This window comes from Streptomyces sp. NPDC055400 (genome assembly GCF_053644375.1).
The window spans coordinates 441,502-465,082 of sequence record NZ_JBSHLM010000006.1; the positions used below are offsets into that span (position 1 = coordinate 441,502).

Below are 23,581 nucleotides of genomic sequence, written 5' to 3' on the forward strand. Positions count from 1 at the left end.
GAAAGGGGACGGCGGCCCCGGTGTGTCCTTCCCGGACACTCCGGGGCCGCCGTGCGTCCTGGGGACCATGCATGTGATCCGCGAATGATCCGCACGCGGGTGTCGGTGGCGCGTCGTAGTCTGGAAGGCCCCCGGCCCGTTCGACGTGTCGGGCGGTTCGCGTTGCCCACTCCCCGGGATGGAAGCCCTTCATGAGCCTGCACGGTCTGCTGGACGCCGTAAGCCGAGACCCGGCGCTCGCCGAAGCGGTGAAGGCCGCCACCGACGGGCACCGCCCCCACGTCGACCTCGTCGGCCCGCCCGCCGCGCGGCCCTTCGCGGTGGCCGCGCTCGCGCGGCGGACCGGGCGGACCGTGCTGGCCGTGACCGCCACCGGGCGGGAGGCCGAGGACCTGGCCGCGGCCGTGCGCTCGCTGCTGCCGCCGGACGGCGTCGTCGAGTACCCCTCGTGGGAGACGCTCCCGCACGAGCGGCTCTCGCCGCGCTCCGACACCGTGGGCCGCCGGCTCGCCGTCCTGCGCCGCCTCGCGCACCCCCGCACCGACGACCCCGAGACCGGACCGGTCTCCGTCGTCGTCGCCCCCGTCAGGTCCGTGCTCCAGCCGCAGGTCAAGGGGCTCGGCGACCTGGAGCCCGTGGCGCTGAGGACCGGTCAGAGCGCCGATCTGAACGAGATCGTCGAGGCGCTCGCCGCGGCCGCCTACGCCCGGGTCGAACTGGTCGAGAAGCGCGGCGAGTTCGCCGTGCGCGGCGGCATCCTCGACGTCTTCCCGCCGACCGAGGAACACCCCCTGCGCGTCGAGTTCTGGGGCGACGACGTCGAGGAGATCCGCTACTTCAAGGTCGCCGACCAGCGCTCCCTCGAAGTCGCCGAGCACGGCCTGTGGGCGCCGCCCTGCCGCGAGCTGCTGCTCACCGACCAGGTGCGCGAGCGGGCCGCCGCCCTCGCAGAGGAACACCCCGAGCTGGGCGAACTCCTCGGCAAGATCGCCGAGGGCATCGCCGTCGAGGGCATGGAGTCCCTCGCGCCGGTTCTCGTCGACGACATGGAGCTGCTGCTCGACGTGCTGCCCGAGGGCTCCATGGCCGTGGTGTGCGACCCGGAGCGGGTGCGCACGCGGGCGGCCGACCTGGTGGCCACGTCGCAGGAGTTCCTCCAGGCGTCGTGGGCGGCCACGGCCGGCGGCGGCGAGGCCCCCATCGACGTGGACGCGGCGTCCCTGCGGTCCATCGCCGACGTCCGCGACCGGGCCCGCGAGCTGGACATGATGTGGTGGTCCGTCTCCCCGTTCGCCGCCGACGAGGCGCTCGGCTCGGACACCCTGAAGCTCGGCATGCACGCCCCCGAGACGTACCGCGGCGACACCGCGCGGGCGCTCGCCGACACCAAGGGCTGGCTGTCCGACGGCTGGCGCACCGTCTACGTCACCGAGGGGCACGGACCCGCGGCCCGCACCGTCGAGGTGCTCGGCGGCGAAGGCGTCCCGGCCCGCCTCGACCAGGACCTCACCGAGCTCACCCCGGCCGTCGTGCAGGTCTCCTGCGGCTCCATCGACTACGGCTTCGTGGACCCGGCCCTGAAGCTGGCGGTCCTCACCGAGACGGACCTGACCGGCCAGAAGGCGGCGGGCAAGGACGGCCAGCGCATGCCGGCCCGCCGCCGCAAGACGATCGACCCGCTCACCCTCGAGTCCGGCGACTACATCGTCCACGAGCAGCACGGCGTGGGCCGCTACATCGAGATGGTCCAGCGCACGGTCCAGGGCGCGACCCGCGAGTACCTCGTCGTCGAATACGCCCCCGCCAAGCGCGGCCAGCCCGGCGACCGCCTCTACATCCCCACCGACCAGCTGGAGCAGATCACCAAGTACGTCGGCGGCGAGGCCCCGACGCTCCATCGCCTGGGCGGCGCGGACTGGACGAAGACGAAGGCCCGCGCGAAGAAGGCGGTCAAGGAGATCGCCGCGGACCTGATCAAGCTGTACTCGGCGCGCATGGCGGCGCCCGGCCACTCCTTCGGCCCGGACACGCCCTGGCAGCGCGAGCTGGAGGACGCCTTCCCGTACGTGGAGACCCCCGACCAGCTCACGACCATCGCCGAGGTCAAGGAGGACATGGAGAAGACGGTCCCGATGGACCGCCTGATCTGCGGCGACGTCGGCTACGGCAAAACAGAGATCGCTGTTCGCGCGGCCTTCAAGGCCGTCCAGGACGGCAAGCAGGTCGCGGTCCTCGTGCCCACGACCCTCCTCGTCCAGCAGCATTTCGGGACGTTCTCCGAGCGCTACTCGCAGTTCCCCGTCAACGTACGGGCGCTGTCGCGCTTCCAGACGGAGACCGAGTCGAAGGCCACCCTGGAGGGCCTGCGCGACGGGGCGGTCGACATCGTCATCGGCACGCACCGCCTGTTCTCCTCCGAGACGAAGTTCAAGGACCTCGGCCTCGTCATCGTCGACGAGGAACAGCGCTTCGGCGTCGAGCACAAGGAGCAGCTGAAGAAGCTCCGCGCGAACGTCGACGTCCTCACGATGTCCGCGACCCCCATCCCCCGTACGCTCGAAATGGCCGTCACCGGCATCCGCGAGATGTCGACGATCACCACGCCGCCCGAGGAGCGCCACCCGGTGCTCACCTTCGTGGGCCCGTACGAGGAGAAGCAGATCGGCGCGGCCGTGCGCCGTGAACTGCTGCGCGAGGGCCAGGTCTTCTACATCCACAACCGCGTCGAGTCCATCGACCGCGCGGCGGCCCGCCTGCGCGACATCATCCCCGAGGCGCGCATCGCGACGGCCCACGGCCAGATGTCCGAACAGGCCCTGGAACAGGTGGTCGTGGACTTCTGGGAGAAGAAGTTCGACGTCCTCGTCTCGACGACGATCGTCGAGTCGGGCATCGACATCTCGAACGCGAACACCCTCATCGTCGAGCGCGGCGACAACTTCGGCCTCAGCCAGCTCCACCAGCTGCGCGGCCGCGTCGGCCGGGGCCGCGAGCGCGGTTACGCGTACTTCCTGTACCCGCCGGAGAAGCCGCTCACCGAGACCGCGCACGAGCGTCTCGCCACCATCGCCCAGCACACGGAGATGGGCGCGGGCATGTACGTGGCGATGAAGGACCTGGAGATCCGCGGAGCGGGCAACCTGCTCGGCGGCGAGCAGTCGGGACACATCGCGGGCGTCGGCTTCGACCTCTACATCCGCATGGTCGGCGAGGCGGTGGCCGACTACCGGGCCGCCGTCGAGGGCGGCGTCGAGGAGGAGCCGCCCCTGGACGTCAAGATCGAGCTCCCGGTCGACGCGCACGTCCCGCACGACTACGCGCCGGGTGAGCGGCTCAGGCTGCAGGCCTACCGCGCCATCGCCTCCGTGAACACGGAAGCGGACGTCAAGGCGGTCCGCGAGGAGCTCACCGACCGCTACGGCAAGCTGCCCGAGCCGGTCGAGAACCTGCTGCTCGTCGCCGGCCTGCGCATGTTCGCGCGGGCGTGCGGCGTCGCCGAGATCGTCCTCCAGGGCAACAACATCCGCTTCGCCCCCGTGGAGCTGAGGGAGTCGCAGGAGCTGCGCCTCAAGCGCCTCTACCCGGGCACGGTCATCAAGGCGGCCGCGCACCAGGTGCTCGTCCCGCGCCCGAAGACCGCGAAGGTGGGCGGCAAGCCGCTCGTCGGACGCGAACTCCTGGGCTGGGTCGGGGAGTTCCTGACGTCGATCCTCGGTTCGTAGAGTCTCGCGGGACGGGCCCGGGGCCCGTCCCGGGCGGTGTGGCTGCTTCCGCGCGCCCCGGTGCGCCCCGGTAACGCGGGCACTCACCCGATACGGTGACACCGAAACCGGACTAGCAGGGGGGAGCGTCGTGATGCGAGGCGCTGGGCGGGCCGTCGCCGCCGTACTGGTGACCGTGGCCGCCGCCACCGGCTGCACCGTGGAGAAGCAGGGCGGGTCGGGTTCGGGGCCCGAGTACAAGGCGGGCGGTGCGCTCGACGCCGTGAACTCGCTGACCGTCAAGGGGCGGGCGCCCAAGACCGGTTACGACCGGGGCCGCTTCGGCAGCGCCTGGGCCGACACCGATTCGAACGGTTGCGACACCCGGGACGACATACTCAAGCGGGACCTGACGGGGGTGAGGTTCCGCGACGGGCGCTGCACGGTCGTGTCGGGGACGCTCGCCTCCGACCCGTACACCGGCAAGGAGATCGCGTTCGCGCGCGGCCGCAGCCAGGTCGACATCGACCATCTGGTGGCCCTCTCCGACGCCTGGCAGAAGGGCGCCCAGACGTGGGACCCGAGCAAGCGCATCGCCCTGGCCAACGACCCGCTCAACCTCCTCGCGGTCGACGCGGGCCCCAACCGCAGCAAGGGCGAGGGCGACACGGCGACCTGGCTGCCGCCCCGCAAGGGGTACCGGTGCACGTATGTCGCCGGGCAGGTCGCCGTGAAGAAGAAGTACGGGCTGTGGGTGACGGCCGGTGAGCGGGACGCCATGAAGCGTGTGCTGTCCGGCTGCCCGGACCAGGCTCTGCCCACGGGCGGCAATCCGACGTCGGCGCCGGAGCGCTTCCACGCGCGCTGAGCCTTCAGGCCCGGTCAGCCGCCCATCTTGTCCAGGTCGACGACGTCCTTGTCGGCCGGCGGCGCGGCCTCGACCGGCTTGTCGTAGTCCGAGAACGTGAGCGAGGCCGGCTCCTTGGCGGACTTGGTGACGAGCTTGAGCACGTACGGCTTGCCCTCGGTCGCGACGTAGAGCGTGTAGTCGTCCTTGCCGTCGGTCTCGGTGACCGTGAACGCGGGCGTGCCGTCGACCGTCGTCGCCCTGCCCTTGCGGGCGAGGGTGTCATTGCTCCTGAACTCGGCGAGCATCGAGTCGAGGTCGCAGAAGTCCGCCATGTCCTTGGCGTCGGGGCTGTCCGCCTTCGACTTCATCCAGCGGCCCGCGAGCATCTTCACGACGGCGTCGGTGTCCGCCTTGGACTCGCCCTTGCTCTGGGCGCGCAGGAACGCCTCGTCGGACTTGAGGTACACGGTCGGGCCCGTCTTGATCAGGTCGACCTTGCCCTGTCCGTTCATGCCCATCGAGCCGGCGCACTCGCCCCTCTTGTCGAGGGCGACGTCGAGGGTGATCTGCCCGCCGTCCCCGTCGGCCGCGTTGCCCTTGATGGTGAGGGACGAGGCGCCGCGGGTGGCCTTCATGGCCTTGTTGGCGATCTGCGGTCCTGACAGGTCGGCGAAGGGGGCCTTGGGCTTGTCGCCCGGCCCCGCGGCGTTACCGGGGCCGCCGGGCCCGCACGCGGTGAGCGAGACGGCGGCCGTGACGACGGTGAGGCAGAGGGCGGCAAGTGTGCTGCGGCGCATGGGAGTTCCCCGGGGGAGTGGTTGAGAGGGTGGAGGCGGAGCGGTGGTGTACGGCCGTCAGAAGTTGCCGTTGGTGATGATCTCGCCGTCGGCGTCGTAGACCGTGACCAGGCCGTTCTTGCTGTCTTTCCAGTCCGCGAACGCGGAGGCGATCAGCTTGGAGGGGCCGGAGCCCTCGCCCGCCAGGCCGCCGGTGAAGTCGGTGTAGACGTCGGCGCTGTCGAGGATGTCGTTCTGCTGGTCGGCGCCCTGGACCTTGAGGACGTGGGCGACGGCGTCCTTCTCCTTGGGCGTGCCGTTCTTCGCCACGAAGGCCTTGAACTGCTCGGCCTGCGAGGCCTTCGACGCGCCCTTGTCGCCGGCGTCGGACTTGGCGGCGTCATCGGCCTTGCCGGCCTTGTCGCCCGCGTTCTTGTCGGCGGCGGCGGAGGTACCGCCGCCGTTCCCCCCGTTGCCGCTGTCGCCGTCACCCGAGTTCGCCGATACGACGCCGATGACGACGATTCCGACGACCGCACCCAGCGCGACCTTGGTCTTCATGCCCATGGCTGATCCCCCCACAGAAGGCGGCCCCCGATTGCGACGACCGCTCGTTTCGATGGGTCAATAAGAGCAGAGCTTGTGAACCGAGTCAACGCGATTCACGAAGTCGAGTGTGTACACGCTCGTGAATGGGGTGCTTACGCGTTCGCGGGTATGCTCGGCGCCACAGTCATGTGGGGGAGCCGAGGGGAGCACGCCGGGTGCAGGACAACGCCACTGAAGTGACCGCGGCCGGGATCGCCCGGCTCGCGGGGGTCGGCCGCGCCGCCGTCAGCAATTGGCGCCGCCGCCACCCCGACTTCCCCAAGCCCGTCGGCGGCACCGAGACCAGCCCCTCCTTCGCCCTCACCGACGTCGAGAACTGGCTGCGCGAGCAAGGAAAGCTCGCCGAGGTCCCGCTGCGTGAACGCGTCTGGCAGCAGCTCGCCGGACACCCCGCGGGCCCCGGCGTCGCGCTCCTGCACACCGGCTGCGCCCTGCTCCTCGTGCACGACCGGCCCACCGACTGGCTCGAACTCGCCGCGGTCTCCGACGAACACCTCGCCCAGCGCCTCCCGGCCGCCCTCGACGACGTCCTGACCCCGCGCTTCGGCCCCCGCGACGAGCGCGCGGTGCGCCTGCCCGACACGGGGCTCCTGCCCTCGGTCCCGCTGCTGCGCGGCGCCGCCGAACTCGCCGCGGAACTGGGCGCCCGTCAGACGTACGAGTTCCTGCTCGGCCGTCATCTCGACGCCAACCCGCGCCAGTACACGCTCACGCCCGCGGGTCCCGCCCGGCTCATGGCCGCCCTCGCCGGCTCCGCCCGCACCGTCCTCGACCCGGCCTGCGGCACCGGCGCCCTGCTGAACGCCGTACGCGACCTCGCGCCCGAGCCGGACCAGCGCCTCTACGGCCAGGACAGCGCCCCCGACCTCGCCGCCCTCACCGCGCTGCGCCTCGCACTGGGCACCCCCGCCGCCGCCGACGGCGCCGTGCGCACGGCCGCCGGCGACACCCTGCGCGCCGACGCGTTCCCCGACGTCCGCGCCGACGCCGTCCTCGCCCACCCGCCGTTCAACGAACGCAACTGGGGCCACGACGAACTCGCCTACGACGCCCGCTGGGAGTACGGCTTCCCGGCCCGCACCGAGTCCGAACTCGCCTGGATCCAGCACGCGCTCGCCCGCCTGCGTGACGGCGGCACCGCCGTCCTGCTCATGCCGCCCGCCGCCGCGTCCCGCCGCTCGGGCCGCCGCATCCGCGCCGACCTCCTGCGCCGCGGCGCCCTGCGCGCCGTGATCGCCCTGCCCGCGGGCGCCGTTCCGCCCAACAACATCCCGCTCCACCTGTGGGTGCTGCGCCGGCCCGGCGCCGGCGCGCCGCCCGCGCCCGAACTCCTCCTCGTGGAGACGACCGGCGGCGGCCCGGCCGGCTCCGGCGACGGACGCGACAAGCAGCCGTGGGAGCAGGTCCAGCAGGCCGTGCTCGACGCCTGGCGCCCCTTCGACCGCGAGGGCACCCTCGAGGAACTGCCCGGCATCGCCCGCTCCGTGCCGGTGATCGAGCTGCTCGACGACGAGGTCGACCTCGCGCCCGCGCGGCGGCTGCCGCCCCCGGCCGCGGGCGGCGGCGCCGAGGAGCTCGCCGCGGTCCGCACCCGCCTCGGCGACACCCTGCGCCTCACCGCCGACCGCGCCCCCGACACCCCGCCCGCCGCGCAGTCCCCGGCCCGATGGCCCCAGACGACGGTCGGTGAACTCGCCCGCGCGGGCGCCCTGTTGCTCCGGACCACCACGGCGACCGCGGCGGCATCGGGTCCCGCCACCGGCGGCGCCGCGCGCGTGCCCGTCCTCACCGACCACGACGTCCTCGCCGGAACCGAACCCTCCGGCTCACCCCAGGGCGGGGACGAGGAGCCCGTACTCGTCGAGGCGGGCGACGTCGTCGTGCCCCTGGCCGGCGGCGGCGCGGTCGTCCGCGTCGTCGACGAGGCCACCGCGGGCGCCGCACTCGGCCGCGGCCTGACCCTGCTGCGCCCCGACCGGGCAGCCCTCGACCCCTGGTTCCTCGCCGGGTTCCTGCGCGGCACCGCCAACAACCGGCAGGCCAGCAGCTACGCGTCCACCGCCACGCGCCTGGACGTGCGCCGCCTCCAACTGCCGCGCCTGCCGCTCGCCGACCAGCACCGCTACGGCGAACGCTTCCGCGCCCTCGCCGAGTTCGAGGACGCCCTGCGCCAGGCCGCGCGCCTCGGCGAACAGCTCGTGCGGGGGCTGCACGACGGACTGACGGACGGCACGCTCGGCCCCGAGTGACGCGTTTGACATCCGTACGACAACGGTTCCGTACAACCCGGCGCGGGTTGTCGGAGTCGGCCTATACGCTCGACATACCAAGGACCCGTCAGCAGGAGCAGCAGGAGCAGCCATGCACGGCCACGGCTACGCGCCGCCACCGCCTCAGTTTCCCTCGCAGGCCGCGCAGATCGGCCTGCGCGTGCTCTTCGTGGCGTTGACCGTGCTGAGCGTCGGCTTCCTCGCCTGGACCGCACTGCTGAGGCTCGCCCTGACGACGCGCAGCAGGACCGACTGGACCGTGTTCGGCTCGGGCGTCGCGCTGCAGATCGCCATCTTCGCCGTGCTCGCCACCGACCCCGGCAAGGAGGAGTTCACGACCTGGCGGGGCAACGCCGGCATGTCCGTCCAGCTGGTGATGCTCGCGGGGGTGGTCATCTACTACCTGATCGCGGACATCCGCTTCGACCGCAAGCAGCGTGTCGCGTTCAGCGCGTACGTGCCCCAGCAGCCGCCCCGCACCATGCCTCCCGCCTACGGCTACCCGCAGCAGTACACGCCTGCGCCGCCGCACGAGATATCCGTGCACGCCCAGCCCACCCAGACCGCGGGCCCCGCACCGACGCCCGTGCCCCAGGCGCCGCCGCCCCACCGCATCGACCAGGTCCGCGCGGAGCTCGACGAACTCAGCGACTACCTGCGAAAGCAGGAAGGCGGACGGTGACCCAGCCCCTGAACGCGTCCGGTGGACAGCTCGTCGCCGGGCGCTACGAGCTGTCCACCCTCATCGGCCAGGGCGGCATGGGCCAGGTCTGGACGGCGTACGACCAGCGGCTCGACCGGCGCGTCGCCGTGAAGCTGCTGCGCCCCGACCGCGTCGCCGGCCAGGAGGCCGACGAGCTGCGCCGCCGCTTCGTGCGCGAGTGCCGCGTCACGGCCCAGGTCGACCACCCCGGCCTGGTCACCGTCCACGACGCGGGCACCCAGGGCGAGGACCTCTACCTCGTCATGCAGTACGTCGACGGGGCCGACCTCTCCGACCACCTCGCCGAGCACGACCCCTACCCGTGGCAGTGGGCGGTCTCCGTCGCGGCCCAGCTGTGCGCCGTCCTGTGCGCGGTGCACGCCGTGCCGATCGTGCACCGCGACCTCAAGCCGCGGAACGTGATGGTCAAGCAGGACGGCACCGTCACCGTCCTCGACCTCGGCGTCGCCTCCGTGCTCGACACCGACACCACCCGCCTCACCCACACCGGCTCCCCCATCGGCAGCCCCGCCTACATGGCGCCCGAACAGGCCATGGGCGGCGCGGTGGGCCCCTACACGGACCTGTACGCGCTCGGGGTGCTGCTGCACGAACTCCTCAGCGGAGACGTCCCGTTCGCGGGCTCCACCGCACTCGGCGTCCTGCACCGCCACCTCTACGAGCCGCCCCTGCCCGTCCGCCGGCTGCGCCCCGAGGTCCCCGAACCCCTGGAGGCCCTCGTCCTGCGCCTGCTCGCCAAGGACCCGCAGCACCGGCCGGCCTCCGCCCAGGAGACGTACGAGGCCCTGCTCCCACTGCTGCCCGCGCGCGGCGTGCCCAGCGGTGGCCCCCTCGACCCGACCCGCCCCTTCCTGCGCCCGCACGCCCCCTGGCCCGACCGCGCCCGCACCCCCGCCCCGCAGCCCGCCGCGCCCACCCCCCACACCGACAAGCCGGACGTCGCGGGCGCCGTCGACGAGGTCAAGCGCCTCCTCGGCGAGGGCCGCATCACCCAGGCCGTCGACATCCTCGGCGCGATCCTGCCCGCCGCCGCGGCCCAGCACGGCGAGCACTCACCGGTCGTCCGCACGCTGCGCAAGCAGTACGCCGCCACGCTCATGGACGACGGCCAGTACCGCCGCGCCCTGCCCGAGCTGCGCCGCCTCGCCGACGAGCGCGCCACCGAGGCGGGCCAGGCCGACCCGCAGTCCCTCCAGTTCCGCTACGAGGCCGCGCAGTGCCTGGAACAGCTCGGTGAACCGGCCGCCGCACTCGCCGAATACCGGGCGCTGCTCCCGTACTACGAGAACCAGTACGCGACGACGGACATCACGCTGCCCCTCGAAGTCAGGCGCCGCATCGGCCACTTGCTCCTCGCCCTCGGCGACCGGGCCGCCGCGCACGACACCCTCGTACGCCTCCTGCACGACGCGGAGCGCCTGCACGGCCCTGGCCACCCGTTCCCGGCCGAAATCCGCCGCACCTTGCAGTGGCTGGGGCAGGTCCGGGGCTGAGCCGGGGCGGGCCGGGCGCGGGGGAGTGCCTCAACTCCTGGCGAATCGTTGGGTCGAATAGGTGGCCGAGAGCACGGCCACTGCCTAACATCGATCACCGCCGGACTTTGTGCACCGACGCACAAACTCGTCGCAGGGAGGCCCACCTTGCACCGCCGCAAGAGCAGCAACAGCCGCCGCACCGCGCTCGTCCTCTCCACCGCCGCCGTAGCCGCGATCCCGCTCCTCACCGCCTGCGGCAACGAGGCGCATCCCGGCGCCGCGGCCGTCGTGGGGAGGGACCGCATCACCGTCTCCCAGCTGCAGAACCGGGTGAACGAGGTGCGCGACGCCCAGCAGGCCGCCACCAAGGACGACCAGCAGTACGAGCAGGCCATCGCCAAGTCCGGCAGCCTCACCCGGAACACGCTGCACTCCATGGTCTTCGACCGCGTCCTGCACCGCGCGGCCGCCGACGCGGGCGTCACGGTGTCCCGCAGGCAGGTCCAGGAACGGGAAGCCGCGATGGCGCAGCAGGCCGGCGGCGTCCGGCAGCTCGAGCTCGCCCTGCTCCAGCAGTACAGCATCGCGCCCGAGCGCATCAGGGACAGCGCCCGCACCGACCTCGAGGTGATGGGCCTTGCCCAGAAGGTCGGCGCGAACATGCAGTCCCAGTCCGAGACCGACCAGGCCCCCTTCTGGAAGGCGCTCGACCAGGCCTCCAAGGAGCTGAACGTCGACCTGAACCCGCGCTACGGCACCTGGGACATCGCCAAGAGCCATGGCCGCGCCGACGCGAAGACGCCCTGGGTGCGCGAGGTCACGTCCCCGAAGACGGGTCAGCAGACGGCGTAGGGACTCTCGCCCGGCGTGCGGCGGGCGGCCTGGGTTACGTTCGAGGCGTGAACGCCGAGAACGCACCCGCCGCCGCCCCGACCGGCCGCATCGTCCTGCTCACCACCAGCCACCGTGTCGCGCCCGGCCTGCTGTCGTGGTCGGCCTGGCAGCTCCTGCACGCCGCCGACGAGGTGCTGTGCGCCGACGCCGCGCACCCGCAGCTGCCGTATCTGCGGGAGGCAGGCATCGAGGTGCGGGAGGCCGCGCCGAGTGCCGGTGAGCTCGTCGACGCCTGCGCCGGGGGCCGCACCGTCGTGGTCGTCGCCACCGCCGAGGGAGACCGGCGCCTGACCGACGGCCTCGCCGCGCTCGCCGGGTCGGGCCGCGTCGCGATGCCCGACCTGGAACTGCTCCCGGCCTCCTACGACCTGCCGGGCGCCCGCCTCCTCGACCTGGTCCAGGTCATGGACCGCATCCGCCGCGAGTGCCCGTGGTCCTCGCAGCAGACCCACAAGGGCCTCGCGAAGTACGCGATCGAGGAGGCGTACGAACTCGTCGAGGCGATCGAGGACGGCGACCGGGACGAACTGCGCGAGGAGCTCGGGGACGTGCTCCTCCAGGTCGTCTTCCACGCCCGGATCGCCGAGGAGGCCTCCGGCGAGGAAGGGGACGAGGCGTTCTCCGTGGACGACGTCGCCGGCGGCATCGTCGAGAAGCTCATCCACCGCCACCCGCACGTCTTCGGCGACGACACGGCGCTCACGCCCGAGGACGTGAAGGAGCACTGGCTGCGCACGAAGGCCGTGGAGAAGCAGCGCGAGTCCGTCACGGACGGGGTGCCGGTCGGCCAGCCCGGCCTCGCACTCGCGGCGAAGCTGGGGTCCCGGGTCCGCACGGCCGGCCTCGACGTGCCGGCGCCGGGCGGCGACGGCGTCGGCTACGAACTGCTCGCCCTGGCCCTGCGAGCCGAGTCCGACGGAGTCGACCCGGAAGCAGCGCTGCGGGCGGCGGCCCGGGCGTACCGAGACGCGATCCGCGCGGCGGAGGGGCTGGCCTAGGGCCTGTCTTCACATTCCCGCCTGCCCCGCGGCGTCTGGCACGCGCATCTGCGGCGTTGTCGTCGGTTGCCGACGCTCCGCGTCGACGCCCTCCTCCGCCTTGCAACTGCACGCACCAGACGCCGCGGGGCCCGCCCTTCGGGCGGACGACGGGAATGTGAAGACAGGCCCTAGGGCCTGTCGGCGGCGGGGTCCGGCCAAAGGGCCGCCCCGCGCCGGATACCGTCGACGCGTGACCGAAAAGCCCGCGCAGCGCACCGCTCCCGAACTCTTCACCTGGGAGTTCGCCACCGATCCGTACCCGGCCTACGCCTGGCTGCGCGAGCACTCGCCCGTTCACCGCACCACGCTCCCCAGTGGCGTCGAGGCCTGGCTGGTCACGCGGTACGCGGACGCGAAGCAGGCACTGGCCGACCAGCGCCTGTCCAAGAACCCGGCGCACCACGACGAGCCCGCCCACGCCAAGGGCAAGACCGGGATTCCGGGCGAGCGCAAGGCCGAGCTGATGACGCATCTGCTCAATATCGACCCGCCGGACCACACCCGGCTGCGCCGCCTCGTCTCGAAGGCGTTCACCCCGCGCCGGGTGGCCGAATTCGCGCCCCGGGTACAGGAGTTGACCGACCGGCTCATCGACGAGTTCGCCGCCAAGGGCGAGGCGGACCTCATCCACGACTTCGCCTTCCCGCTCCCCATCTACGCGATCTGCGACCTGCTCGGCGTCCCGCGCGAGGACCAGGACGACCTGCGGGACTGGGCGGGCATGATGATCCGCCACGGGGGCGGCCCGCGCGGCGGGGTCGCCCGCTCCGTGAAGAAGATCCGGAACTATCTCGTCGAGCTCATCCACCGCAAGCGCGACGAGCCCGGCGACGACCTGATCTCCGGCCTCATCCGCGCCTCCGACCACGGCGAGCACCTGACGGAGAACGAGGCCGCCGCGATGGCCTTCATCCTCCTGTTCGCCGGTTTTGAAACCACCATCAACCTCATCGGCAACGGCACATACGCCCTGCTCACCCACCCCGAGCAGCGCGAGCGCCTGCAACTCTCCCTGGGAAAGGGAGAATCGGGCCTCCTCGAGACCGGCATCGAGGAACTCCTGCGTTACGACGGCCCGGTGGAGCTCGCCACCTGGCGCTTCGCGACCGAGCCGCTGACCGTCGGCGGACAGGACATCTCCGTCGGCGACCCCGTCCTCGTCGTGCTCGCCGCCGCAGACCGCGACCCGGCGCGCTTCGAGGAGCCGGACACCCTCGACCTGTCCCGGCGTGACAATCAGCACCTCGGATACGGGCACGGCATCCACTACTGCCTCGGCGCGCCCCTCGCGCGCCTGGAGGGGCAGACCGCTCTCGCGACGCTTCTGACGCGCCTTCCGGACCTGCGACTCGCGGGAGAACCTACCGATTTGCGCTGGCGCGGCGGGCTCATCATGCGGGGATTGCGCACACTTCCGGTCGAGTTCACGCCGCATCAGGAGGGCCCGGACAAAGCCCCGTAACTGACGGATCGTCAAGACTGTGACTTTCACGTGATCTCTGCTGCATCGACTTGTGACAAGCGTTCGACTCCCGCTACGTTCACCAGTCATCGCGGCACCACCCGCCGCAGCATTCCCCGAGCCACCGAAAGGCGCCTCCATGCTCACCGGGAACGGTCGTCACCGTCGCCCCCGCCAGGCTCCCGCGCTCATCGTCGCCGCGGGAGTGGCCGGCTCCGCCATCGCGATCCCTCTGCTCGGCGCGACCAGCGCGAGCGCCGCATCGACGGCCACGTGGGACAAGCTCGCCGAGTGCGAGAGCGGCGGCTCCTGGAGCGCCGATCCGGGCAACGGGTACTACGGCGGGCTCCAGTTCTCCCAGGAGACCTGGGAGAACTACGGCGGCCTCGACTTCGCGCCGCGCGCCGACCAGGCCAGCCGCTCGCAGCAGATCGCCGTCGCCGAGAAGGTCCTCGCCGACCAGGGCCCGAGGGCGTGGCCGGTCTGCTCGGTCACCTCGGGGCTCACGGCGGACGACGCGGCGGCCAAGGTCGATCCCGGGGCGGCCCTGCCGACCCCGTCCGCGTCCGCCGGCGACTCCGGCAGCGACGACGCGGCGAACGGCGACACCGCGAAGGACGACGCGAGCGACGAGCCGGCGGACTCCGCGTCCTCGGGCGCGAAGGACGACTCCCGAGAGATGAATCACGACGGCTCGGGTGATACCGCAGGTAACACCGCGGATGACTCCAAGGGCGACAAGTCCGGCCGGGACGGCTCGACTTCGACCCCCGGCGCGCCCTCGTCGGAGGCCTCCGGCAGCTCGGACTCCACCACGGCGCCCGCCTCCGGCCGGCATCGCGGCGACGCCGCCGAGGACGATGCCACGGGCTCCTCGCGCGCCGACGACAGCTCGGGCCGCCACGCCTCGCGCGGTGGTGAAAACGGGCGCAAGGGCGCTAATGCGGATGAAGGCTCCTATACCGTGCGTGCCGGCGACAACCTCTGGGACATCGCCGACACCCATGACGTGGACGGCGGATGGGCCGCTCTGTATGCCGAGAACAAGAAGACGGTGGGTGCCGACCCGGACCTCATCCTTCCTGGTCAGAGTCTGGATCTTGGGCTCGAATCGGGCGAAAAGTAGCGGCAGTTCGGGCTGAATGTCTGCTTTGGCGAGAGTGAGAGATGGGTCTCAAAGGCCCTGATCGTCTTTGAAATTCCGGCGATCCGCTGCTTACGGTCATCACCGCTCGCCACAGCGGGCCCCGTCGGATGTCACGCCGAATCCTGCCAATGTCCGTACGGGAACAGTCGTCGCGTAAGCGCCGTAGGCAGGAGCGGGGGACCCAAGGTAAGTGCCGGCCCCGGCCGTTGAGAGACGGCCGAACGACCGGCTTGGGGTGAAGTCGCACGCAGGACGTGCGACCGGGCACTCATCCGGCCCGAACCCGACAGCTCACCTCGTAGGCGTCGGTGAGGGGATCTCTCGATGCTGTTTTCCAGCAAGGGCAAGCACCGCCGCCCGACTGCCATTCAGCGGTCTGTCCGCGTCGCCACGCTCGCCGGTGTCGCCGGTGCCGCTGTCGCCGTCCCGCTGATGGGTGCCACCGGCGCCTCCGCCGCCACCGCCTCCGAGTGGGACGCGGTCGCGCAGTGCGAGGCCGGCGGCAACTGGTCGATCAACACGGGCAACGGCTACTACGGCGGCCTCCAGTTCTCCTCGTCCACGTGGGCCGCGTACGGCGGCACCGCGTACGCCTCCACCGCCGACAAGGCCTCCAAGGCGCAGCAGATAGCCGTCGCCGAGAAGGTCCTGGCCAGCCAGGGCAAGGGTGCCTGGCCGAGCTGCGGCGTGGGCCTGTCCGCCGCCTCGACCGGCTCCGCCCCGGCCGCCGCCCCGCAGCCGGAGCGCAAGGCCGAGCAGCCGACCACCCGCAGCCAGGAGCGCACGACGCCTGCCGCGAAGCAGGAGTCGAAGAAGACCGTCGAGACCCCGGCCGGCAAGAAGGTCAAGAAGGGTGACGGCGAGTACAAGGTGAAGGCCGGCGACACCCTCAGCACCATCGCCGAGGCGCACCACACCAAGGGCGGCTGGGCGAAGCTCTTCAAGCTGAACAAGGACATCGTCGAGGACGCCGACCTGATCTACCCGGGCCAGCAGCTCCACCTCAAGTAAGCAACAGAGGAGCAGCAGCCCCCAGGCCGCTCGGGTACCGGCCTTCGGCGGACGGCCGGTACCACGCCAGGTTTCCCCAAGGACTCCCCGCCCCGGGTGCGCATTCCCCCGTCGCGCCCGGGGCGGGGCTCTGGCGCGTGAGGGGTCCTGGGCTTTCGTCCGTTGCCGGCCGGGATTCTTTGTTCCGTTCGGAAACAATTCGCTCTCGGTTTTGTCCACGGGCCGGTCGGTCGGCTGGCCGGTGCCTGGAGCCGGATAGGCTCACGTGTTGCCGGACCATGCGGCCCGGCGTAGTTGCGTCACATCCCAGAAGGAGATGCTCGTGCCGTCCATCGACGTCGTCGTAGCCCGGGAAATCCTGGACTCCCGAGGCAACCCCACGGTCGAGGTCGAGGTCGGCCTCGACGACGGCAGCACCGGTCGTGCCGCTGTCCCGTCCGGTGCGTCCACCGGCGCGTTCGAGGCCATCGAACTCCGCGACGGTGACCCGAACCGCTACCAGGGCAAGGGTGTCGAGAAGGCCGTCCTCGCCGTCATCGAGCAGATCGGCCCGGAGCTCGTCGGCTACGACGCCACCGAGCAGCGCCTGATCGACCAGGCGATGTTCGACCTGGACGCCACCGACAACAAGGGCTCGCTCGGCGCCAACGCCATTCTCGGCGTCTCCCTCGCCGTCGCGCACGCCGCCTCCGAGGCCAGCGACCTGCCGCTGTTCCGCTACCTCGGCGGCCCGAACGCGCACCTGCTGCCCGTCCCGATGATGAACATCCTCAACGGTGGGTCGCACGCCGACTCCAACGTCGACATCCAGGAGTTCATGATCGCGCCGATCGGCGCGGAGTCCTTCTCCGAGGCCCTTCGCTGGGGCGCCGAGGTCTACCACACCCTCAAGAAGGTGCTGAAGACCAAGGGCCTGTCCACCGGCCTCGGCGACGAGGGCGGCTTCGCCCCGAACCTGGAGTCCAACCGCGCCGCGCTCGACCTCATCATCGAGGCCATCAAGCAGGCCGGTTACGTCCCCGGCGAGCAGATCGCGCTCGCCCTCGACGTCGCCGCGTCCGAGTTCTACAAGGACGGCAAGTACGAGTTCGAGGGCAAGTCCCGCTCGGCCGCCGAGATGACCGAGTACTACGAGGAGCTCGTCTCCGCGTACCCGCTGGTCTCCATCGAGGACCCGCTGTACGAGGACGACTGGGCCGGCTGGAACGTCATCACCGAGAAGCTGGGCGACAAGGTCCAGATCGTCGGCGACGACCTCTTCGTCACCAACCCCGAGCGCCTCGCCCGCGGCATCGAGGAGGGCTCCGCCAACGCCCTGCTCGTCAAGGTCAACCAGATCGGTTCGCTGACCGAGACCCTGGACGCCGTCGAGATGGCCCAGCGCAACGGCTTCAAGTGCATGATGTCCCACCGCTCCGGCGAGACCGAGGACGTCACCATCGCCGACCTCGCCGTCGCGGTGAACTGCGGCCAGATCAAGACCGGCGCCCCGGCCCGCTCGGACCGCGTCGCCAAGTACAACCAGCTCCTGCGCATCGAGGAGATCCTCGACGACGCCGCGGTCTACGCCGGCCGCAGCGCGTTTCCCCGCTTCAAGGGCTGACGCCCTGCGCTCTGCGTTTCCCCGCTTCAAGGGCTGACGCCCTGCGCTCGGCGGTCCCTTGTTTCAAGGGCTGAGCCACACAGGCTTCGGTAGAAGCGTCGTACGTACGTCCCCGCACCCGGTCCCGTACCGTGTGCGGGGACGTACGCACGTAAAGGGGAGGCGCGAAGATGGCCGGGAGAGTCCGGGACAGGGACCGTGAACGGTTCTCCACCGCGACCCGGCTGCGTCTGCTCGGCGAGCAGACCGCCGAGCGCGTCTACCGCTCCCAGACCAGACGCCAGGCCCGCCGCTCCCGCCTCACCGGCCGCGCGGCACTCCTGGCCCTCGTCCTGTGCACGCTGGTCGTCGCGCTCGCCTACCCCATAAGGCAGTACGTCTCCCAGCGCGGGGAGATCGCCGACCTCCGGCGCCAGCAGCAGGAGGCCCAGAGCAGGGTCGACAGGCTGCGCGACGAGAAGGCACGCTGGCAGGACGACTCGTACGCGGAGCAGCGGATCCGCGAACGGCTCCACCTGGTGATGCCGGGCGAGACCGGCTACATCGCGCGCGACCCCGACGCGGCGAAGCGCACCCGCCCCGAGCAGGGCGCGGCGGGCCGGCCCTGGTACTCGAACGTCTGGGACGGCGTCGACAAGGCCGACCGCCCCGACAACTGACCCGCCTCACCAATGCCCGAAGCCGAAGCCCGAAGCCGAAGCCCCAAGCTCCGACCCCAAGCCCGAACCCGTAGTACCCCCACCGAAGTTCACTGAAGGAAAGCCCCCAGGCATGGACACGCCCCCGCCCCAGACCGAGCCGACCACGCCCACGGACGCCGACATCCAGGCGTTCAAGGAGCAGCTCGGCCGCCCGCCGCGCGGCCTGCGGGCCATCGCCCACCGCTGCCCGTGCGGCAACCCGGACGTGGTCGAGACGGCCCCGCGCCTCGAGGACGGCACGCCCTTCCCGACGACGTACTACCTCACGTGCCCGCGCGCCGCGTCCGCGATCGGCACCCTGGAGGCGAACGGCGTCATGAAGGAGATGACGGAGCGCCTTCAGACGGACCCCGAGCTCGCGGACGCGTACCGCAAGGCGCACGAGGACTACATCGCGCGCCGCGACGCCATCGAGGTCCTCGAGGGCTTCCCGAGCGCGGGCGGCATGCCGGACCGGGTGAAGTGCCTGCACGTCCTGGTCGGCCACTCGCTGGCCGCGGGCCCGGGCGTGAACCCGCTCGGCGACGAGGCCATCGCGATGCTGCCCGAGTGGTGGGCGAAGGGCCCGTGCGTGTCGGCCGCGCCCGAGGAGAGCGAGTGACCCGCGTCGCCGCCGTCGACTGCGGCACGAACTCGATCCGCCTGCTCGTCGCCGACGCCGACCCCGTGACGGGCGAACTCGTCGAGCTGGACCGCCGCATGACGATCGTGCGGCTCGGGCAGGGCGTGGACCGCACGGGACGCCTCGCGCCCGAGGCGCTGGAGCGCACCTTCGCGGCCTGCCGCGAGTACGCCGAGGTCATCAAGGCGCACGGCGCCGAGAAGATCCGGTTCGTGGCCACGTCCGCGTCCCGCGACGCCGAGAACCGGGACGACTTCGTGCGCGGGGTCATGGACATCCTGGGCGTCGAGCCCGAGGTCATCACCGGTGACCAGGAGGCCGAGTTCTCCTTCACCGGCGCGACGAAGGAGCTGACGGGCCGGGCCGACCTCGACAAGCCCTACCTGGTCGTGGACATCGGCGGCGGCTCGACGGAGTTCGTCGTCGGCGAGGACACGGTCATGGCCGCGCGCTCCGTCGACATCGGGTGCGTCCGTATGACGGAGCGCCACCTCGTGGGGGCGGACGGCACGGTCACCGACCCGCCGACGCCCGCGCAGATCGAGCGGATCCGCGAGGACATCGTCGCGGCCCTCGACCTCGTGACGCAGACCGTCCCCCTGACCGCGGCCCGCACGCTCGTCGGCCTCGCCGGCTCCGTGACGACGGTCGCCGCCCTCGCGCTCGGCCTGAACGAGTACGACTCGGTGGCCATCCACCACTCCCGTATCTCCTACGAGCGGGTCGCCGAGCTCACGGACTGGCTGGTGACGTCCACGCACGACCAGCGCTCCCTGAACCCGGTCATCCACCCGGGCCGTGTCGACGTCATCGCCTCCGGCGCCCTGGTGCTGCGCCTGATCATGGAGTGGATCGGCGCCAAGGAGGTCGTGGTGAGCGAGCACGACATCCTCGACGGCATCGCCTACAAATTGGCAGAAGACATCGAAGCGGGCCGAAAGGGCGACTGACTCGGCGCGCGCCGGTGAGTTCGGCGGTGAGCCGCGCGATGGTGGTGGCGGTGTCCTCGCCCTGCGGCGCGGCCATCGGCGTGGCCGGTGCTGCGGGGGCCGCAGGTGCGGCCGGGGCCGAGGGGGTGCCGGTGGGGGCGCTCTCGCTTCCCGTTCCGGATCTGGTCGCGGTGCTGGCGGTGTCGCTCTTGGGATCGGTTCCACTGCACGGATCTGATGTGGCTCCATGGACAGGCTGGAGGGGGCGGGAGGCGGTTTGATTCACGCCCCTGTACCAAGGTGATGTGGCCCCACTTGGGTGCTGAGGATCGGTTGTTGTGATCAGCTGCCGTCCATGGCTGTGATGGGCCCTTCGGGTGGTGCGGCCGCGATGGGGTGTCGCGGACGGCGAAGAAGCGTTGATGCCTGCGTGGAGCCACGTGAACTATGGGAACGCAACACGCTGCTGGCCGAGGCGTTCTGCAGCACTGATGATCGGGTGCGGGAGGCGCAGGGGGTGATGGACGAGGCGATGGCCAGCCGGACGAGGGCACTGGCCGCGTTTGCCGTGACTGTCGGCAGCGACGCAGCCGTAGCCGACCTGATGGGTTTGAACGAACGCGAGGTACGCGTCGCACGCCGTACGGTCGGCAAGGGGGACGCCCGTACCCTTGCTGACCAGTTGCTCAACCCTCCTGCAGAAACGTCCGCACAGCCGGCTCCGCCGGTCAGCCCTCCTGCCGAGGCGATTCCGCAGTCGCCTTCGCCTGTCCCGGATCTCGAAGGGGAGCCTCACATCAAAGCTGTGCAAGCCCATGTGCCCCATCCGCGCCCGGAAGCCGTGTCGCCTGCCCATCCACCTGTGGTGGAGAGCGGGACTTCGGGTGTCGCGGTGACCTGGACGGCCGGGATGGACTCCGTATTGCAGTGGAGCTGGCAATCCGGCCTGGACCTTCAGACCGTTGCGGAAGAACTCGGCCTGAACTCGAAGGACCTGCTCGTGCGAGCACAGACGCTTGCCGCCGAAGGACGACTGATGCCGAAGGCCCCGGCACACGACGTGAGCCAGTCCGGCCGCCACCGCCAACCCGACGCCAGGCAGTACACCTTCGTCCCCGACAGCCCGGAGACCCTGTACAGCTCGACAAGTCCCTACGTCTGAACCGTCATCGAGTCATCCCTTAAGGGCGGTGGCGGCGGTGCGGTGTTTCACAGCTCTCCCGAGCACATAGCAGACCGAGGGCGCTCAGGGGTTGCGGTAGACGTCCCGGCGGTCGCCCACCTTGACGACGAGAATGACGAGTTCACCGTCGTTGATCTGGTAGGCGACCCGGTAACTGCCGACCCGGAGCCGGTAGAGCCCGGACGGGCCGGTGAGTTTCTTGACGTCGGCGTCCTCGCGGTACGGATCGTCGCCGAGCGCGGTCAGCGCGGTCAGGATGCGCATGGCGTCCAGCCGACTGATGGCCCGTAGCTGCCGCTGTGCTGCCGTGGTGAAACGGAACGCGTACTTCACGCGGCGCCTTCACCACGCTCGCTGAACAGATCCGCCAGCAGCTCGGCCATCGAGACGGTGGGCCCGCCGTCGGCCAGGACCGCTTCCGCCTCCCGGGCCAGCAGCACGTCGGCCGCCTCCTCCAGTGCTTCGAAGTCGGTGATCGGCACGACTGCGGCGACCGGGGTGCCGTTGCGCGTGATGACCGTCGGATTGCCTTCCTCGGCCTGGTTGATGTGTTCCGCGAGGTGCGCGCGTGCTTCCCTGACGGTCACTGTGTGGTCGGTCATGGACCAAGTGTACGCATCTCCGTGTACACCATGTTAGGTGCGCGAGTCGCGTAAGTGCTCCCCCGGCTCCTCTTGCGACCCCTTCCGTGGCCCCTTTCGATCGGTGCCAGGCCCCACGGCCGCCTTCGTTTGAGCGGCCCAGGGGTCATCCGGGCGCCATGAAGGGGGGTGTGGGGGGTTCCGGCGACACGCCCTCGGGAAAGTTCGTGAAGTTCTTCACAAGGAATTCGGCACTCTTGGGCGAGGTTCTGGGCCGTAAGGCCCTCCGGAGGGGTCCGCTGCGCCCTGGCGGACATCGCGCCGCGTGTTCCACGCTTGTTGCGGGCAGGTGAACCGGGTGAGTGGTCCACCCCCGCCGAATGCCCGGAGCGGCAGCTCAAGAGGGGTGTGTAACGACCAGCGATATACCGTGGTTCCCCGCGAGCACCATGACCTCCGTCACGTGGGCGGCGCAGTGTAGCAGAGGTGCTACCCGAGCTTGTGAAGGGGCGCACGAGCGACCCCCTCCTGACGGGTGGATACTCGATGGCATGAGCACCACGGAGCGTCCCAGGATCCTCGTAGTAGGCGGTGGGTACGTAGGCCTGTACGCAGCACGACGCATTCTCAAGAAGATGCGTTATGCGGAAGCGACCGTCACGGTCGTGGACCCGCGCTCGTACATGACTTACCAGCCCTTCCTCCCCGAAACCGCAGCCGGCAGCATCTCGCCGCGCAACGTCGTCGTCCCGCTGCGACGCGCTGTGCCCGGAGCCGAGATTCTCACCGGCCGGGTCACCACCATCGACCAGGACCGCAAGGTCGCCACGGTCGCCCCGCTCGTCGGCGAGGCGTACGAGGTTCCCTTCGACTACCTGGTGATCGCGCTCGGCGCGGTCTCCCGCACCTTCCCGACGCCGGGCCTCGCCGAGGTCGGCATCGGCATGAAGGGCGTCGAGGAGGCCATCGGCCTGCGCAACCACGTGCTCGAGCAGCTCGACAAGGCCGAGTCCACGAACGACGAGGAGATCCGCCGCAAGGCGCTCACCTTCGTGTTCGTCGGCGGTGGCTTCGCGGGCGCCGAGACGATCGGTGAGGTCGAGGACCTGGCCCGCGACGCGGCCAAGTTCTACAAGAACGTGAAGCGCGAGGACATGCGCTTCGTGCTCGTCGACGCCGCCGACAAGGTGCTGCCCGAGGTCGGGCCCGAGCTCGGCCAGTACGGCAAGAAGCACCTGGAGTCCCGCGGTATCGAGATCTACCTGAAGACCACGATGCCCTCCTGCGTCGACGGTCACGTCGTGCTCAGCAACGGCCTCGAGGTCGACTCCAACACCGTCGTGTGGACCGCCGGCGTCAAGCCGAACCCGGCCCTCGCGCGCTTCGGTCTCCCGCTCGGCCCGCGCGGCCACGTGGACACCCAGGCCACCCTCCAGGTCCAGGGCAGCGACTACATCTGGGCCGCGGGCGACAACGCCCAGGTCCCGGACCTGGTGGCCATCAAGAACGGCACGCCGGCCGAGCGCGCCTGGTGCCCGCCGAACGCCCAGCACGCCATGCGCCAGGCCAAGGTCCTCGGCGACAACGTGGTCTCCGGCATGCGGGGCTTCCCGCAGAAGGAGTACAGCCACAGCAACAAGGGCGCGGTGGCGGGTCTCGGCCTGCACAAGGGCGTCGCGATGATCGTCATGGGCAAGATGAAGATCAAGCTCAAGGGCCGTCTCGCCTGGTACATGCACCGTGGCTACCACGGGCTCGCCATGCCGACCTGGAACCGCAAGACGCGCGTCATCGCCGAGTGGACGCTCAACATGTTCCAGAAGCGCGACATCACCGCGCTCGGTGCCCTCGAGTCTCCCCGCGAGGAGTTCTACGAGGCCGCCAAGCCGGCGCCGGCCCCGGCCGTCGCCGAGGCTCCGAAGGTCGAGGAGAAGGCCAAGGCCTCCTGACCCCGGTCCCGTACCACCCCTGAAGGGGCGCTCGCCATCCGTGGTGCGAGCGCC

Annotated in this window: 20 protein-coding genes and 1 riboswitch; of the genes, 16 read left to right on the plus strand and 4 right to left on the minus strand. The window is 71.1% G+C overall.

All coding sequences use genetic code 11. The annotated features are described in order from the left end of the window. Positions 1-191 precede the first annotated feature (191 nt). Both mfd and ACWIGU_RS19000 read left to right on the plus strand, forming a co-directional pair. On the plus strand, positions 192-3,722 hold the full coding sequence (gene mfd / locus ACWIGU_RS18995) for a transcription-repair coupling factor (RefSeq protein ID WP_454402248.1): 3,531 nt from the start codon (positions 192-194) through the stop codon (positions 3,720-3,722). Between the two features lie 133 nt (positions 3,723-3,855). After that, a complete protein-coding gene (locus tag ACWIGU_RS19000) occupies positions 3,856-4,569 on the plus strand; it encodes an HNH endonuclease family protein (RefSeq protein ID WP_454402250.1) in 714 nt (237 codons plus the stop codon). A 14-nt stretch (positions 4,570-4,583) separates the two neighbouring features. Here the strand turns inward: ACWIGU_RS19000 and ACWIGU_RS19005 are convergent, their stop codons facing one another. Next, positions 4,584-5,348, minus strand: a complete 765-nt coding sequence (locus ACWIGU_RS19005; RefSeq protein WP_454402252.1) for a hypothetical protein — start codon at positions 5,346-5,348, stop codon at positions 4,584-4,586. Between the two features lie 57 nt (positions 5,349-5,405). After that, positions 5,406-5,894 (minus strand): hypothetical protein, encoded by a 489-nt coding sequence (locus ACWIGU_RS19010; RefSeq protein WP_454402254.1) that lies wholly within the window; start codon positions 5,892-5,894, stop codon positions 5,406-5,408. 197 nt (positions 5,895-6,091) lie between these two features. On the opposite strand from ACWIGU_RS19010, the gene ACWIGU_RS19015 reads away from it, so the two are divergent. The 13 genes from ACWIGU_RS19015 (at position 6,092) to ACWIGU_RS19075 (ending at position 20,976) form a co-directional block, all read left to right on the plus strand. Then, the gene (locus ACWIGU_RS19015; RefSeq protein WP_454402256.1) at positions 6,092-8,185 is read left to right on the plus strand and encodes an N-6 DNA methylase; all 2,094 of its coding nucleotides are present in this window, start codon (positions 6,092-6,094) and stop codon (positions 8,183-8,185) included. A gap of 112 nt (positions 8,186-8,297) precedes the next feature. Further along, positions 8,298-8,888, plus strand: a complete 591-nt coding sequence (locus tag ACWIGU_RS19020) for a hypothetical protein (protein ID WP_454402258.1) — start codon at positions 8,298-8,300, stop codon at positions 8,886-8,888. A gap of 50 nt (positions 8,889-8,938) precedes the next feature. Then, complete coding sequence (locus ACWIGU_RS19025; RefSeq protein ID WP_329581888.1) at positions 8,939-10,423, plus strand: serine/threonine-protein kinase; 1,485 nt, start codon at positions 8,939-8,941, stop codon at positions 10,421-10,423. 147 nt (positions 10,424-10,570) lie between these two features. Next, positions 10,571-11,257: a SurA N-terminal domain-containing protein gene (locus ACWIGU_RS19030; RefSeq protein WP_454402259.1), complete on the plus strand. Its 687-nt coding sequence runs from the start codon at positions 10,571-10,573 to the stop codon at positions 11,255-11,257. Positions 11,258-11,304: 47 nt separating this feature from the next. Then, positions 11,305-12,297 carry a nucleoside triphosphate pyrophosphohydrolase gene (locus ACWIGU_RS19035; protein WP_454402261.1) on the plus strand — a complete coding sequence of 331 codons (993 nt, stop codon included), beginning with the start codon at positions 11,305-11,307 and terminating at the stop codon, positions 12,295-12,297. Between the two features lie 232 nt (positions 12,298-12,529). Further along, on the plus strand, positions 12,530-13,801 hold the full coding sequence (locus ACWIGU_RS19040; protein ID WP_454402263.1) for a cytochrome P450 family protein: 1,272 nt from the start codon (positions 12,530-12,532) through the stop codon (positions 13,799-13,801). A 139-nt stretch (positions 13,802-13,940) separates the two neighbouring features. Continuing rightward, complete coding sequence (locus tag ACWIGU_RS19045; RefSeq protein WP_454402265.1) at positions 13,941-14,927, plus strand: transglycosylase family protein; 987 nt, start codon at positions 13,941-13,943, stop codon at positions 14,925-14,927. Between the two features lie 169 nt (positions 14,928-15,096). Beyond that, a riboswitch (cyclic di-AMP (ydaO/yuaA leader) is annotated at positions 15,097-15,268 on the plus strand. A gap of 4 nt (positions 15,269-15,272) precedes the next feature. Further along, complete coding sequence (locus ACWIGU_RS19050) at positions 15,273-15,959, plus strand: transglycosylase family protein (protein WP_356275858.1); 687 nt, start codon at positions 15,273-15,275, stop codon at positions 15,957-15,959. A 316-nt stretch (positions 15,960-16,275) separates the two neighbouring features. Continuing rightward, positions 16,276-17,562 (plus strand): phosphopyruvate hydratase, encoded by a 1,287-nt coding sequence (eno, locus tag ACWIGU_RS19055; protein ID WP_454402268.1) that lies wholly within the window; start codon positions 16,276-16,278, stop codon positions 17,560-17,562. A 170-nt stretch (positions 17,563-17,732) separates the two neighbouring features. Beyond that, on the plus strand, positions 17,733-18,221 hold the full coding sequence (locus ACWIGU_RS19060) for an FtsB family cell division protein (protein ID WP_454402270.1): 489 nt from the start codon (positions 17,733-17,735) through the stop codon (positions 18,219-18,221). A 112-nt stretch (positions 18,222-18,333) separates the two neighbouring features. Next, positions 18,334-18,864, plus strand: a complete 531-nt coding sequence (locus ACWIGU_RS19065) for a DUF501 domain-containing protein (RefSeq protein WP_116512579.1) — start codon at positions 18,334-18,336, stop codon at positions 18,862-18,864. Then, positions 18,861-19,835, plus strand: coding sequence for a Ppx/GppA phosphatase family protein (locus tag ACWIGU_RS19070; RefSeq protein ID WP_454402272.1), 975 nt, complete (start codon positions 18,861-18,863; stop codon positions 19,833-19,835). The genes ACWIGU_RS19065 and ACWIGU_RS19070 overlap by 4 nt, the downstream gene beginning before the upstream one ends. 409 nt (positions 19,836-20,244) lie before the next feature. After that, positions 20,245-20,976 carry a hypothetical protein gene (locus ACWIGU_RS19075; protein WP_454402274.1) on the plus strand — a complete coding sequence of 244 codons (732 nt, stop codon included), beginning with the start codon at positions 20,245-20,247 and terminating at the stop codon, positions 20,974-20,976. Positions 20,977-21,060: 84 nt separating this feature from the next. On the opposite strand, the gene ACWIGU_RS19080 is transcribed toward ACWIGU_RS19075, so the two are convergent. Both ACWIGU_RS19080 and ACWIGU_RS19085 read right to left on the minus strand, forming a co-directional pair. Then, positions 21,061-21,330: a type II toxin-antitoxin system RelE family toxin gene (locus ACWIGU_RS19080; RefSeq protein WP_454402275.1), complete on the minus strand. Its 270-nt coding sequence runs from the start codon at positions 21,328-21,330 to the stop codon at positions 21,061-21,063. After that, the gene (locus ACWIGU_RS19085) at positions 21,327-21,599 is read right to left on the minus strand and encodes a type II toxin-antitoxin system Phd/YefM family antitoxin (protein WP_454402277.1); all 273 of its coding nucleotides are present in this window, start codon (positions 21,597-21,599) and stop codon (positions 21,327-21,329) included. The genes ACWIGU_RS19080 and ACWIGU_RS19085 overlap by 4 nt, the downstream gene beginning before the upstream one ends. A gap of 530 nt (positions 21,600-22,129) precedes the next feature. Between ACWIGU_RS19085 and ACWIGU_RS19090 the strand changes: the two genes are divergently transcribed. Continuing rightward, a complete protein-coding gene (locus tag ACWIGU_RS19090; RefSeq protein ID WP_454402279.1) occupies positions 22,130-23,527 on the plus strand; it encodes an NAD(P)/FAD-dependent oxidoreductase in 1,398 nt (465 codons plus the stop codon). The last annotated feature ends 54 nt before the right edge of the window (positions 23,528-23,581 follow it).